Source organism: Mycolicibacterium sphagni, from assembly GCF_002250655.1.
Classification (GTDB): Bacteria; Actinomycetota; Actinomycetes; order Mycobacteriales; family Mycobacteriaceae; genus Mycobacterium; species Mycobacterium sphagni.
Window position 1 is genome coordinate 170,298 of the sequence record NZ_NOZR01000005.1, and the last position, 13,979, is coordinate 184,276.

Annotated in this window: 12 protein-coding genes; 6 read left to right on the top strand and 6 right to left on the bottom strand. The window is 66.9% G+C overall.

Annotated elements, in window-relative coordinates; all coding sequences use genetic code 11:
• From sufC to CG716_RS07935, 4 genes are all read right to left on the bottom strand, one after another.
• On the bottom strand, positions 1-768 hold the full coding sequence (gene sufC, locus CG716_RS07920) for a Fe-S cluster assembly ATPase SufC (RefSeq protein WP_094478188.1): 768 nt from the start codon (positions 766-768) through the stop codon (positions 1-3).
• Positions 765-1,955, bottom strand: coding sequence for a Fe-S cluster assembly protein SufD (sufD, locus tag CG716_RS07925; protein ID WP_094478190.1), 1,191 nt, complete (start codon positions 1,953-1,955; stop codon positions 765-767). The genes sufC and sufD overlap by 4 nt, the downstream gene beginning before the upstream one ends.
• Positions 1,955-3,397, bottom strand: coding sequence for a Fe-S cluster assembly protein SufB (gene sufB / locus CG716_RS07930; RefSeq protein ID WP_094478192.1), 1,443 nt, complete (start codon positions 3,395-3,397; stop codon positions 1,955-1,957). The genes sufD and sufB overlap by 1 nt, the downstream gene beginning before the upstream one ends.
• A 64-nt stretch (positions 3,398-3,461) precedes the next feature.
• Entirely contained in the window at positions 3,462-4,172 is a 711-nt protein-coding gene (locus tag CG716_RS07935; RefSeq protein ID WP_094478194.1) for a helix-turn-helix transcriptional regulator, read from the bottom strand.
• 73 nt (positions 4,173-4,245) lie between these two features.
• On the opposite strand from CG716_RS07935, the gene mptB reads away from it, so the two are divergent.
• From mptB to CG716_RS07955, 4 genes are all read left to right on the top strand, one after another.
• Positions 4,246-5,970: a polyprenol phosphomannose-dependent alpha 1,6 mannosyltransferase MptB gene (gene mptB, locus CG716_RS07940; protein WP_165774062.1), complete on the top strand. Its 1,725-nt coding sequence runs from the start codon at positions 4,246-4,248 to the stop codon at positions 5,968-5,970.
• Positions 5,971-5,990: 20 nt separating this feature from the next.
• A complete protein-coding gene (locus tag CG716_RS07945; protein WP_094478409.1) occupies positions 5,991-6,899 on the top strand; it encodes an ABC transporter ATP-binding protein in 909 nt (302 codons plus the stop codon).
• A 126-nt stretch (positions 6,900-7,025) separates the two neighbouring features.
• The gene (locus CG716_RS07950; RefSeq protein ID WP_094478198.1) at positions 7,026-7,799 is read left to right on the top strand and encodes an ABC transporter permease; all 774 of its coding nucleotides are present in this window, start codon (positions 7,026-7,028) and stop codon (positions 7,797-7,799) included.
• A 50-nt stretch (positions 7,800-7,849) separates the two neighbouring features.
• Positions 7,850-8,806 carry a COX15/CtaA family protein gene (locus tag CG716_RS07955; RefSeq protein WP_094478200.1) on the top strand — a complete coding sequence of 319 codons (957 nt, stop codon included), beginning with the start codon at positions 7,850-7,852 and terminating at the stop codon, positions 8,804-8,806.
• Here the strand turns inward: CG716_RS07955 and CG716_RS07960 are convergent.
• Complete coding sequence (locus CG716_RS07960; protein ID WP_094478411.1) at positions 8,756-9,706, bottom strand: ATP-grasp domain-containing protein; 951 nt, start codon at positions 9,704-9,706, stop codon at positions 8,756-8,758. The two genes, CG716_RS07955 and CG716_RS07960, sit on opposite strands and share 51 nt — an antisense overlap.
• An 18-nt stretch (positions 9,707-9,724) precedes the next feature.
• On the opposite strand from CG716_RS07960, the gene CG716_RS07965 reads away from it, so the two are divergent.
• Positions 9,725-10,699, top strand: a complete 975-nt coding sequence (locus CG716_RS07965; protein WP_094478202.1) for a quinone oxidoreductase family protein — start codon at positions 9,725-9,727, stop codon at positions 10,697-10,699.
• On the opposite strand, the gene CG716_RS07970 is transcribed toward CG716_RS07965, so the two are convergent.
• Entirely contained in the window at positions 10,696-11,619 is a 924-nt protein-coding gene (locus CG716_RS07970; protein ID WP_094478204.1) for a heme o synthase, read from the bottom strand. The two genes, CG716_RS07965 and CG716_RS07970, sit on opposite strands and share 4 nt — an antisense overlap.
• Positions 11,620-11,862: 243 nt before the next feature.
• Between CG716_RS07970 and tkt the strand changes: the two genes are divergently transcribed.
• Complete coding sequence (gene tkt / locus CG716_RS07975) at positions 11,863-13,956, top strand: transketolase (protein WP_094478206.1); 2,094 nt, start codon at positions 11,863-11,865, stop codon at positions 13,954-13,956.
• Positions 13,957-13,979 lie beyond the last annotated feature (23 nt).

Sequence of the window (13,979 nt, forward strand, 5' to 3'; positions counted from 1 at the left end):
TCAGGCTCCCGCCGCCGCCTGGGTGAAGCGCACGTAGCCGTTCTCCTCGAGCTCGTCGGCCAGCTCGGGACCACCGGACACGACGATCCGGCCGTCGACGAAGACGTGCACGAACTGCGGCCGGATGTAGCGCAGGATCCGGGTGTAGTGCGTGATAAGCAGAACACCGGCATGCTCGGCCTCGGCGAAGCGATTCACGCCCTCGGAGACCACCCGCAGTGCATCGACGTCCAGACCGGAGTCGGTCTCGTCGAGGATGGCGATCTTCGGCTTCAGCAGGCCCAGCTGCAGGATCTCGTGACGCTTCTTCTCGCCGCCCGAGAAGCCTTCGTTGACACTGCGTTCGGCGAACTGCGGGTCGATCTCGAGGTCGGCCATCGCGGTCTTGACCTCTTTGACCCAATGCCGGAGCTTGGGCGCTTCGCCGCGCACGGCCGTGGCCGCGGTGCGCAGGAAGTTGGACATCGACACACCTGGCACCTCGACCGGATACTGCATGGCCAAGAAGAGCCCAGCCCGAGCGCGTTCGTCGACGCTCATCGTCAGCACGTCCTCACCGTCGAGGGTGATCGAACCCGAGGTGACGTGGTACTTGGGATGGCCGGCGATCGAGTACGACAGTGTGGACTTGCCGGATCCGTTGGGGCCCATGACCGCATGGGTCTCCCCCGAATTCACGGTCAGGTCGACGCCCTTGAGGATCTCCTTCTCGGAGCCGTCCTCGTTGGCAACGCTGACGTGCAGATCCTTGATTTCCAAAGTGCTCATGGCTGTGTGGCTTTCGCTTCCGTTATTGCTAGTTCTCGTTCGATGGCTTCGGTGAGGCGTTCACGGACGGCCGGCACGGCGATCTTGGCGATGATCTCCCCGAAGAAGGCACGCACCACAAGCCTGCGGGCCTGCTCCTCCGGGATGCCGCGGGCCTGCAGGTAGAACAGCTGCTCGTCGTCGAAACGTCCGGTGGCACTGGCATGCCCGGCGCCGACGATCTCCCCGGTCTCGATCTCCAGGTTGGGCACCGAGTCGGCGCGGGCGCCATCGGTGAGCACCAGATTGCGGTTGACCTCGAAGGTGTCTGTGCCGGTGGCGCTGGCTCGGATGAGCACGTCGCCGACCCACACGGTGTGTGCGTCCGGCTTCGCCGAGTCCGGGTCGCCTTGTAGCGCACCCTTGTACAGCACATCCGACTTGCAGTTCGGCTGGGAGTGGTCGACCAGTAGGCGCGATTCGAAGTGCTGGCCGTCATCGGCGAAATACGTGCCGAGCATCTGCGCCTCGCCGCCGGGGCCGGTGTAGCGCACGGTCGCGGTGGTCCGCACGACGTCGCCGCCCAGCGTCACGTTGACATGCCCGAGCACGGCATCGCGGCCCAGCAGTGCGTGGTGGGCACTGACGTGCACCATGTCGTCGGCCCAGTCGGCGATCCAGATGACCCCAACCGCCGCGGCATCGCCGACGATGATCTCGACGTTGTCGGCGTAGGTGCCGCTTCCGCGAAGGTCGACCACGACAATGGCACGCGCCTGCTCTTCGATCCGGATCTGCAGGTGCCCGTAGGCCACCGCGCCCTCGCCGGGGCCGTCAACGGTGATCTCGATGGGCTTGGCGATCTCGGCACCCCGCGCGACGGTGATCACCGTGGCGGAGTTGAACGACGAGAACGCCTGTGCGGCAACTCGATCAGCTGGAACACCGCCCTGGCCGAGACGCTCGTCCTTGCGGCCGACTGTCTCCACCGTCACGTCGGGTTGTTCGGTGACGCTGATCTGTGCGGACCCGGTCGCGGGCGCCGAGCCGTCGTGCAGGCCGCGCAACCGCTTGAGCGGAGTGAACCGCCAGATCTCGTCGCGGCCGCCGGGCACCTCGAAGGCGTCGACGTCGAACGAGCTGAACTGCTCACCCTTGTTGGCGGCAGTGAGTCGCGAACCCTCAACCGCCGTAGTCGCGTTGGACATCAGCCGACAGCACCTTCCATCTGCAGCTCGATCAGCCGGTTGAGCTCAAGGGCGTACTCCATCGGCAGTTCCTTGGCGATGGGTTCGACGAAGCCGCGCACCACCATGGCCATCGCCTCGTCCTCGGTCATGCCGCGGCTCATCAGGTAGAACAGCTGATCGGCGCTCACCTTGGACACCGTGGCCTCATGCCCCATCGTGACGTCGTCCTCGCGGATGTCGACATAGGGGTACGTGTCGCTGCGGCTGATCGTATCGACAAGCAGCGCATCGCATTTCACGCTGGAACGCGATCCGTGCGCGCCCTTGTTTATCTGGACCAGACCGCGGTAGGACGTCCGCCCGCCGCCGCGTGCCACCGACTTCGACACGATGTTGCTCGACGTGTTCGGCGCCAGATGCAGCATCTTGGCTCCGGTGTCCTGGTGCTGACCCTCGCCGGCGAACGCCACCGAGAGCACCTCACCCTTGGCGTGCTCGCCGGTCATCCACACCGCCGGGTACTTCATGGTCACCTTCGAGCCGATGTTCCCGTCGACCCATTCCATGGTGGCGCCGGCCTCAGCCCTGGCGCGCTTGGTCACCAGGTTGTAGACGTTGTTGGACCAGTTCTGGATGGTCGTATACCGCACCCGCGCACCGGGTTTGACGATGATCTCCACTACCGCCGAGTGCAGCGAGTCGCTCTTGTAGATCGGTGCCGTACAGCCCTCCACGTAATGCACGTAGGAGCCCTCGTCGGCGATGATCAGAGTGCGCTCGAACTGGCCCATGTTCTCGGTGTTGATCCGGAAGTAGGCCTGCAGCGGGATGTCGACATGCACACCCTTGGGCACGTAGATGAACGAACCACCCGACCACACCGCGGTGTTGAGCGCGGAGAACTTGTTGTCGCCGGCCGGGATCACCGTGCCGAAGTACTGCTTGAAGAGCTCCGGGTGTTCCCGCAGACCCGAGTCGGTGTCCAGGAAGATGACGCCCTGGGCTTCCAGATCCTCACGGATGGAGTGGTACACCACCTCGGATTCGTACTGCGCGGCCACACCCGAAACGAGGCGCTGCTTCTCCGCCTCCGGGATACCCAGACGCTCGTAGGTGTTCTTGATATCGGCGGGCAGGTCATCCCACGTCGCGGCCTGCTTTTCGCTGGAGCGCACGAAGTATTTGATGTTGTCGAAGAAGATGCCCTCGAGGTTGGAGCCCCAGTTCGGCATCGGCTTCTTGTCGAAGGTGCGCAGCGCCCGCAGGCGCATATCGAGCATCCACTCCGGCTCGTTCTTCTTGGCCGAGATGTCACGCACGACCGCTTCGGACAGGCCACGCTGCGCGCTGGCACCCGCAACGTCGGAGTCCGACCAGCCATAGCCGTAATTGCCCAAGGACGCGATGGTCTCGTCCTGGGTCAGCGGCTCAGCCTGCTTGGCTTCCGGTGTGAGTGTCATGGCGACGCTCCTCAATCGATCGTGGCGGCTTCGGTACAGGCTGAGCACCGAAGGTGGTGCTGGTCTAGCGGTGTGCCGGGGTGAGTGGCACGTGGGTAGTACAGGCGCAGTCGCCGTTGGCGATCGTCGCCAGGCGCTGCACGTGGGTACCGAGAACCTCGGACATGGCCTTCTGCTCGGCCTCACACAGTTCCGGGAACTCCTCGGCGACGTGCGAAACCGGGCAATGGTGTTGGCAGATCTCGATGCCCTGCAGCGGGCCGCGCACTCGCGTCGTGGTCGCCGCGTAACCGGCCGCCGTCAACGCATCGGCTACCCGCTCAGCAGTGGATTCAACGTCGTCGGGGCCGGGCTTTACTCCCGCCAGGATGGCGTCGATCCGGCGTCGGGCGAATGTCTCCACCGCCTCCTCGCCACCGATCTCGCGCAGTTGGCGAATCGCGGCCGAGGCCAGGTCGTCGTAAGTGTGCTCGAGCTTGGCGCGCCCAGCGGCAGTGAGCCGGTAGCGCTTGGCGGGCCTGCCCCGGCCGGCCTGCTGCCACGCGGCCGCGGCGTTGGCCTCGGCATCCCCCGCCTCGATGAGAGCGTCGAGGTGCCGGCGTACCCCGGCGGCGGAGAGGCCCAGCCGGTGACCGATCTCAGCGGCGGTGATGGATCCCGATTCGACCAGCAGCTGCACGATCGTGCGCCGAGTCTGTCCGTCGTGCACCGCGGCGCCCAGCACGGGCGCCGGATCTGCACCGGACGGGATTTTCACAACACCAGTGTTACGCAATTAGCCGGACAGGTCTAGCAAGGGCACCCTTAGCAGCGACGGGGTCAAGCGGACCGGCAGTTAGAGTGCTGTGGTGGCAGCCCGCCAGCATTCGCTGAGTTCGTCGATCGCCCGCCTGCACGGCGATGAGCGCACCGTGGGTTCGCCGCTCAACGACGCCGAACGGCGCGCGATGCGCCGTACCCGGCTCTTCGGCGCCACCGGAACAGTATTGATGGCGATCGGCGCGCTCGGCGCCGGTGCCCGTCCCGTCGTGCAGGACCCGACATTCGGGGTGCGGCTGCTCAATCTCCCCTCGCGCATCCAGACCGTCTCGCTGACGATGACCACCACCGGCGCGGTGATGATGGCGCTGGCCTGGCTGATGCTCGGCCGGTTCACACTGGGGTCACGCCGGATGTCGCGCAGTCAGCTTGATCACACCCTGCTGTTATGGATCGTGCCGCTGCTGATCGCACCGCCGATGTACAGCAAGGACGTCTACTCCTATCTGGCGCAGAGCCAGATCTCGGCCAACGGACTCGATCCGTACAAGGTCGGGCCGGCCCCTGGTCTTGGGTTGGGTCATGTGTTCACCCTCTCGGTGCCCAGCCTATGGCGCGATACCCCGGCACCGTACGGGCCGCTGTTCCTGTGGGTCGGCCGCGGTATCTCCGCGCTGACTGGGGAGAACATCGTCGCTGCCGTCCTCAGCCATCGGGTGGTGGTCCTGCTCGGGGTCGGCATGATCGTCTGGGCGGTGCCTCGGCTGGCCCGCCGCTGCGGGGTGGCCGAGGTCACCGCTTTGTGGCTGGGCGCGGCCAACCCGCTGCTGCTGATGCACCTGGTGGCAGGCATCCATAACGAAGCGCTGATGCTGGGCCTGATGCTGACCGGTGCGGAGTTCGCCCTGCGCGGCGTGGATGCCGCGGGGTCACTGCTGCCGCGGCCGGTGCACTGGCCGCGCGGGCGCGACGAGTGGCTGGCCTGGGAACCACTGGCCATGCTGATTCTGGGTGCGGTGCTGATCACACTGTCGTCGCAGGTCAAACTGCCCGGCCTGCTTGCGTTGGGGTTCGTCGGCATGGCGCTGGCTCACCGCTGGGGCGCCACGATCAAAGCGTTTCTGTCGGCGACGCTCCTGATGACTGCGCTGTCGCTGGTGGTGATGGCGGTTGTCGGCTGGGCCAGCGGGCTGGGGTTCGGCTGGATTTTCACCCTCGGCACCGCCAACGTGGTGCGCAGCTGGATGTCGCCGCCGACCCTGCTGGCGCTGGGCACCGGGCAGGTGGGCATCCTGCTCGGGTTGGGCGATCACACCACGGCTGTGCTGTCGCTGACCCGCGCCATGGGTGTGCTGATCATCATGATCACGGTCACCTGGCTGCTGCTGGCCGTGTTCCGGGGGCGGCTGCATCCGGTCGGCGGGCTCGGTGTGGCGCTGGGCGCGACGGTGCTGCTGTTCCCCGTGGTGCAGCCGTGGTACCTGCTGTGGGCGATCATCCCGCTGGCCGCGTGGGCCACCCGGCCCGGCTTCCGCATCGCCACGATCGCCGTGAGCCTCGTGGTCGGCATCTTTGGTCCAACCGCGAACGGCGACCGCTTCGCGTTGTTCCAGATCCTCGACGCCACCCTCGCCAGCCTGGTGATCGTGCTGCTGCTGATCGCGGTGACGTTCAACCACCTGCCGTGGCGGAAAGTGCCCGGCACCAGTGAGGCATTCAGCGGCCAGGAGCCCGACCCCAGACCGCCGACCGGGCCGCAGGCCGAGCCACCGGCGCCACGTCCGGCGCCTGGCGCATACGCTGAGTCCCCGTGAGTTCCGGCCACGAAATCCCTGTGCGACTGCGTGGGGTGTCCAAGCGCTATGGCACCACGACGGCGGTGTCGGGCCTCGACCTCGAAGTACACGCCGCCGAGGTGCTGGCCCTGCTGGGCCCTAATGGGGCCGGCAAGACCACCACCGTCGAGATGTGCGAAGGCTTCGTCCGCCCCGACGAGGGCACGCTCGAAGTGCTGGGCCTCGACCCGGTCGCCGACAACGCGAAGGTCCGTGAGCGGATCGGCGTGATGCTGCAGGGCGGCGGCGGCTATCCCGCGGCCAGGGCCGGCGAGATGCTGAAGCTGGTGGCCTCGTATGCCGCCAATCCCCTGGATCCGGCCTGGCTGCTGGACACGCTGGGGTTGACCGATGCCGCCCGCACCACCTACCGGCGACTCTCCGGCGGCCAGCAGCAGCGGCTGGCGCTGGCGTGCGCCCTGGTCGGACGCCCCGAACTGGTCTTCCTCGATGAGCCGACCGCCGGTATGGACGCGCACGCGCGGCTGGTGGTGTGGGAGCTCATCGATGCACTGCGCCGCGACGGTGTGACAGTGGTGCTGACCACCCATCAGCTGAAGGAAGCCGAGGAGCTGGCCGACCGCATCGTGATCATCGACCGCGGCTCGGCCGTCGCATCCGGCACACCTGCCGAGTTGATGCACAACGGCGCCGAGGGACAGCTGCGGTTCTCCGCACCCCGTCAGCTCGACCTGTCGTTGTTGATCGCCGCATTGCCGGAAGGCTATGCAGCCAAAGAACATTCGCCGGGTGAGTATCTCGTCGAGGGCAAGATCGACCCACAGGTGCTGGCGACGGTGACAGCATGGTGTGCGCGACTCGACGTGCTGGCCACCGATATGCGGGTGGAGCAGCGCAGCCTCGAGGACGTGTTCCTGGAATTGACCGGCAAGAAGTTGCGGCCATGAGCGACGCTTGCGGAGCGAATCAACGACAGACATGGCGCAACCGAGCCTGCGAGGAAGCGGCATGAGCGACGCTTGCGGAGCGAATCAACGACAGACATGGCGCAACCGAGCCTGCGAGGAAGCGGCATGAGCGATTTGTTCCCGCCCGGCACCTTCACCCCCGACCCGCGGCCCAGCACAGTGGCGAGGATGCTGACCGCGCAGTACGGCCTGGAGCTGAAACTGTTGCTACGCAACGGCGAACAACTGCTGCTGACGATGTTCATCCCGATCACCCTGCTGATCGGGCTCACGCTGCTGCCGCTCGGTTCGTTCGGCCCCCAGCGCGTCGCGGTGTTCGTGCCGGCGATCATGGCGCTGGCGGTGATCTCGACCGCGTTCACCGGCCAGGCCATCGCGGTGGCTTTCGACCGCCGCTACGGGGCACTGAAACGGTTGGGCGCCACCGCACTTCCGGTGTGGGGGATCATCGCCGGCAAGGCGCTGGCGGTGGTGACCGTGGTGTTCCTGCAGGCGCTGCTGCTCGGCGGCATCGGCCTGGCACTGGGCTGGCGCCCGCATCCAGCCGGCCTGCTGCTGGGTGCGCTCGTCATCGCACTGGGCACCGCCGGCTTCGCCGCGATGGGTCTGCTGCTCGGTGGAACCCTGCGCGCCGAGATCGTCCTGGCCGTGGCCAACCTGCTTTGGTTCGTCTTCGCCGGGCTGGGCGCGCTGACCCTGGAGACCGGCGCGATACCGCGCGGCGTCAGCTTGGTGGCCCGGCTGACGCCCTCGGGCGCGCTGACAGAGTCGCTGACCCGGGCGATGTCGCTGTCGGTGGACTGGTTCGGCATCGCGGTACTCGCGGCCTGGGGTGCGGTGTCGGCGCTGGCGGCGCTGCGCTGGTTCCGGTTCACCTAGACGGGCAGCCCTACTACGGCGCGTAGTTAGTCGTCCTCTACGATCGGGCCGTGCCCGTCGGACGGTTTTTCCTGCGACTGGTGGACCTGCTGCCACTACCCAGCCTGCGCACCCAGCGCATCATCGCCGCCGCCGTCATCCTCACCCAGGGCGGTATCGCCGTCACCGGCGCGATCGTACGGGTGACCGCATCCGGGCTGGGCTGTCCAACCTGGCCACAGTGCTTCCCCGGCAGCTTCGTTCCGGTGCCGCACTCCGAAGTGCCGCGCATCCATCAGGCCGTTGAGTTCGGCAACCGGATGATCACCTTCCTGGTCGTCATCACCGCGATCCTGGCCGTACTGGCAGTGACCCGCGCCCGGCGACGCCGCGAGGTGCTCGTCTACGCCTGGCTGATGCCCGCATCGACGGTGCTACAGGCGGTGCTGGGCGGCATCACCGTGCTGGCTGGGCTGGCGTGGTGGACCGTCGCGATCCACCTGCTGGTCTCGATGGCGATGGTGTGGCTGGCCACCCTGCTCTACGTCAAGATCGGCGAACCCGACGTCGGACTGCCCACCGTTCTCGTCCCCAAGCCGCTGCGGCATCTGACGCTGCTGGGCGCGCTGACGCTGGCCGCGACGCTGGTCACCGGAACGTTGGTGACCGGCGCGGGCCCGCATGCCGGCGACAAGAGCCCGCAGCGCGCGGTGCCTCGCCTCGAGGTGGAGATCCTCACGCTGGTCCACATGCACTCCACACTGCTGATTGCGTACCTGGCGCTGCTGGTCGGCCTGGCCGCCGGCTTGCAGGCGGTATTCGCCCCGCGACTGATCATGCGGCGGCTTGCGGTTCTGGTCGGGCTGGTGCTGGCGCAAGGGTTGATCGGCACCGTGCAGTTCTTCACCGGCGTGCCAGCGGCATTGGTGGCGTGCCACGTCGCGGGCGCGGCGGCCTGCACCGCGGCGACCGCCGCGCTATGGGCGTCGATGCGACAGCGGACCGAGCCCAAGACGCTCGCACGCTGACTCCACCTCGAGTGCGAACGTGCGCTGCTGCAGCTCGCGGGTGTTCTCGTCGAGTTGATGCCAACCCAGCCCCGGCTCGATCAGCTCGAGCTCCAGCAGCAGCGGGTTGTCGGCGCCGCCGATGAGATCGACACGGGCGTAGAGCAGCTCACTGCTGGCGATGCCCACATGCCTGCAGGCGGCCGCCAGCGCGGCGACGCCCACGTCCCACATCGCGAAGTCGGGATCGGCTGATGTCAGCTGCTCGGCGACGTACGTGCCGGACTCGTCCAACAGGGCTACTTCGCCTTCCGGCGGAAGCATCGGGCCCTTGGTGAAGGCGTGCGACTGCCGCCCGCCGAGGAACACCAGCGCGGTCTCCCCCTGTTCGACGCGCGCGTCGTACGGCTGCACAAGTGCGGTGCGCCCGGAATCGTGGAGCGCCGCGATATGTGCGCGGGCGGCGGCGTGGTCGACGAACCGCCCCGTGTCTATCGAGCCCGCGCCGATCGCGGGTTTGACCACGATCTCGCCTGTGGGCAATGTCACCGTCTCGCCCGGATCGAAGAAGTAGGAGCTCAGCGTGGGCACGCCCGCGTCGGCGAGGTCCTGCAGATAGTGCTTGTCGCTGTTCCACGCCACCACGGCCGGGGCGTTGAGCAGGTTGCGCACCCGGTGAGTCCAGGCCAGGAATTCGTCGCGGCGATCGGCGTAGTCCCATGCGGCACGCAGGATTACCACGTCCGCACTCTCGGTCTGCGGGTCGTCCCAGGACAACCAGCGGGCGGGCAGCCCGCGGTCACGCAGGGCGTCGGTCAGGCCGTCGTCGTCGCCGTCTCCGGTGACCAACTGCGGGCACCCGGCCAGCACGATGCTCGGATGGAACACATCGGGACGTGCCAGCTTCGAACGAAAACCCACAACGGGGATGATAGTGACATGCACGCAGTCGAAGTCGCCGAGACGGGCGGCCCCGAGGTCCTGAACTACGTCGAGAAGCCCAAACCCGAGCCCGGCCCCACCGAGGTGCTCATCGAGGCCGACGCCATCGGTGTCAACTACATCGACACCTATTTCCGCTCCGGTCAGTACCCGCGGGAGCTGCCCTTCGTGCTGGGTAGCGAGGTGTGCGGGACCGTGGCCGCCGTCGGTGACGACGTCGCCGCGATCAAGCCCGGCGACCGGGTGGTGACCGCGCAGGCGTCTGGCGCGTATGCCGACTTCTCCATTGCACCAGCCGATTTCGTCGCCTATGTGCCCGAGAATGTGCCATCGGATGCGGTGGCCTCGGCACTGCTCAAAGGGATGACGGCGCACTACCTCATCAAGTCGGTGTATCCGGTGCAGGCTCGCGATTTCGTGCTCGTGCACGCCGGGGCGGGCGGTGTGGGGCTGATCCTGACCCAGTGGGCGACCAGCCTCGGCGCCCGGGTGATCACCACCGCCTCCAACCCCGAGAAGGCGGAGTTGTCGCGACAGGCCGGCGCGGTCGAGGTGCTCGACTACCCGGAGGACCCGGCCGAGTTCGCCGCCAAGGTCCGTGACCTCACCAACGACCACGGAGTCGCCGCGGTCTACGACGGCGTTGGCAAGACGACGTTCGACGCCAGCCTGGCCAGCCTGGCTATCCGGGGCACGTTGGCGTTGTTCGGCGCCTCCAGCGGGCCAGTCCCCCCGGTCGACCCGCAGCGGCTCAACGCCGCAGGTTCGGTGTTCCTGACCCGGCCCAACCTCGCACACTTCACTCGTACGCCGGATGAATTCGCTTGGCGCGCGGGTGAATTACTGGACGCGATTGCGGACGGTTCGATCACGATCACCGTTGGCGGCCACTACCCGCTGGCCGAAGCCGCCCAGGCGCACCGCGATCTGCAGGGGCGCAAGACCACCGGCTCGATCGTGCTGCTGCCCTAGAACAGCGGCAGCGCGAGCACCGAATCGACGGCAAGCGCCACGAACACGACGGCCAGGTAGTTGTTCGACTGCAGGAACAGCTTCAGCGGCTTGACCGGGTTGCCGCGGCGCACCCCGGCATGCAGGCGATACGCCATCACCAGGAACCAGGCACCGGCCAGCGCCGCCACCGAGGCGTACAGCCAGCCGGCCGCCGGAACCAGCGCCAGGGTCGCCAGCACGGTCAGCCAGGTGTAGATCAGGATCTGCTTGGTGACTTGACGCTCGGTGGCGACCACCGGCAGCATCGGCACACCGGCGGCGGCGTAGTCGTCCTTGTATTTCATCGCCAGCGCCCAGGTGTGCGGCGGCGTCCAGAAGAAGATGATCGCGAACATCACCAGCGCCTGCCAGCCGATCGTGTCGGTCACCGCCGACCATCCGATCATCACCGGCATGCAGCCTGCGGCGCCGCCCCACACCACGTTCTGCGAGGTGCGGCGCTTCAGCAGCAGGGTGTAGACCAGCACGTAGAACGCGATGGTGGCGCCGGCCAGGTGCGCCGAGAGCATGTTCGTCGTCCACCACAGCCAGAAGAACGACGCCACCGACAACGCCAGTCCGAACACCAGCGCGTGGCTGCGTGGCACCGTGGCCCTGGCCAGCGGCCGGCGCTCGGTGCGCTTCATCTTCTTGTCGATGTCGGCGTCAGCCACGCAGTTCAGCGTGTTGGCACCCGCAGCGGCCAGCAGACCGCCGAACAGAGTATTGAGGATCAGCGGGAGGTCGACGGTGCCGCGGCCGGCCAGCAGCATGGCGGGAATCGTGGTGACGAGCAGGAGCTCGATGACGCGGGGCTTCGTCAGTGCCAGGTAGCCGAGGAGCCTGTCGCGGAATCGGACCGGCGCCCCATCAACGAGGTGCACTTCGCGAACTCTCACGCAACCGACTCCTGACAGACCTGTCGACGATCTACTACAGAGGATGGTAGACGCCGTTGCTCGACTATCAGAACCGAAGGGTCGATTCACGGCGATTACATCGTGATGACACAGTTCCAGGGGTGGAGGTTCACCGGCGGGTAACGCCGGTCGCAGCACTATGCAGCAACCGACCAACCAGCACTAGGGTGAAGAGGACCACCCCAGCTTGCCAGCCCATCTGACGATGCCAGGAGCGAGTTCGTGACAACTGTCGAAGAGATTGCCGCGCTGACCCAGCCGCACCACCCCGATGACTGGACCGACGTCGATTCACTGGCCGTCGACACAGTGCGCGTCCTGGCCGCCGATGCGGTGCAAAAGGTCGGCAACGGCCATCCGGGTACCGCGATGAGTCTGGCGCCGCTGGCTTACACGCTGTTTCAGCGGGTGATGCGGCACGACCCGAGCGACACCCATTGGCTGGGCCGCGACCGGTTCGTGCTGTCCTGTGGGCACAGCAGCCTGACCCTGTACCTGCAGCTCTATCTGGGCGGGTTCGGTCTCGAACTCTCCGACATCGAGTCGTTGCGCACCTGGGGATCCAAGACGCCGGGCCATCCCGAGTTCCGCCACACCAAGGGCGTGGAGATCACCACCGGCCCGCTCGGCCAGGGTCTGGCCTCGGCGGTCGGGATGGCGATGGCCGCGCGCTACGAGCGCGGGCTGTTCGACCCGGACGCTCCGGCCGGCACCAGCCCGTTCGATCACTACATCTACGTGGTGGCCTCCGACGGCGACATGGAAGAGGGCGTCACCTCCGAGGCGTCGTCGATCGCGGGCACCCAGCAGCTGGGCAACCTGATCGTGTTCTGGGACAACAACGAGATATCGATCGAACACAACACCAACATCGCGTTCACCGAGGACACCCGGGCCCGCTACGAGGCCTACGGCTGGCACGTTCAGACCGTTGAGGGCGGCGAGAACGTGGTCGGCATCCAGCAGGCGATCGAAGAGGCCAAGAAGGTCACCGACAAGCCGTCGTTCATCGCGGTGCGCACGATCATCGGATATCCGGCGCCCACCAAGATGAACACCGGTGGCGTGCACGGGTCGGCGCTGGGCACCGACGAGGTCGCGGCCACCAAGAAGGTGCTGGGCTTCGACCCGGAGAAGTCGTTCGAGGTACGCGACGAGGTGATCGAGCACACCCGCAAGCTCGTCGACCGTGGCCGCGAGGCGCACCAGAAGTGGCAGGGCGAATTCGACGCCTGGGCCGAGCGGGAGCCGGAGCGCAAGGCTCTGCTGGACCGGCTGTTGGCCAACGAGCTGCCCGACGGCTGGGACGCCGACATCACCTACTGGGAGCCGGGTTCCAAGCCCCTGGCCACCCGTGCCGCGTTCGGCAAGGTGCTCAACGACGTGGCACCCAAGCTGCCCGAGCTGTGGGGCGGCTCGGCGGACCTGGCCGGCAGCAACAACACCACCATCAACGGGGTGAAATCCTTTGGTCCGCCGTCGATCTCGACGGAGGACTACACCGCCGACTGGTACGGCCGGGTGCTGCATTTCGGCATTCGGGAGCATGCGATGGGTTCGATCCTGTCCGGCATCGTGCTGCACGGGCCCACCCGCGCATTCGGGGGCACCTTCCTCCAGTTCGCCGACTACATGCGCGGAGCGGTGCGGCTCGCCTCGTTGATGGACATCGACACCATCTACATCTGGACGCACGACTCCATCGGCCTCGGCGAGGACGGCCCGACGCATCAGCCGATCGAGCACCTCGCCGCGCTGCGGGCGATCCCCAAGCTGTCGGTGGTGCGTCCGGGCGACCCGAACGAGACCGCGTATGCCTGGCGCAGCATCATCGCCCGCGGCAACGGCAGCGGCCCGGTCGGTTTCATCCTGACCCGACAGGGCATCCCAGTGCTGGAAGGCACGAGTTCCGAGGGTGTGACCAAGGGCGGTTACGTGCTGGGCGGCGGCAATCCGGCCGACGATGCCGACGTGATCATCATCGCGACCGGTTCTGAGCTGCAGCTGGCCGTCGAAGCTCAGAAACTGTTGGCGGACAAGGACATCAGGGCCTACGTGGTGTCGATGCCATGTGTCGAGTGGTTCGAGTCGCAGCCGCAGGAGTACCGCGACAGCGTTCTGCCGCCTGACGTGTCCGCCCGCGTCGCGGTGGAGGCAGGTATCGCGCAGAGTTGGTACAAGTACGTCGGCGATACCGGCGAGATCGTCTCCATCGAGCACTACGGCGAGTCCGCCGATGACAAGACCCTGTTCCGTGAGTTCGGCTTCACCCCCGAAGCGGTCGCCGCCGCTGCGGAACGCGCAATCGACAACTGATCACAAGACCAATCAAGAGAGGC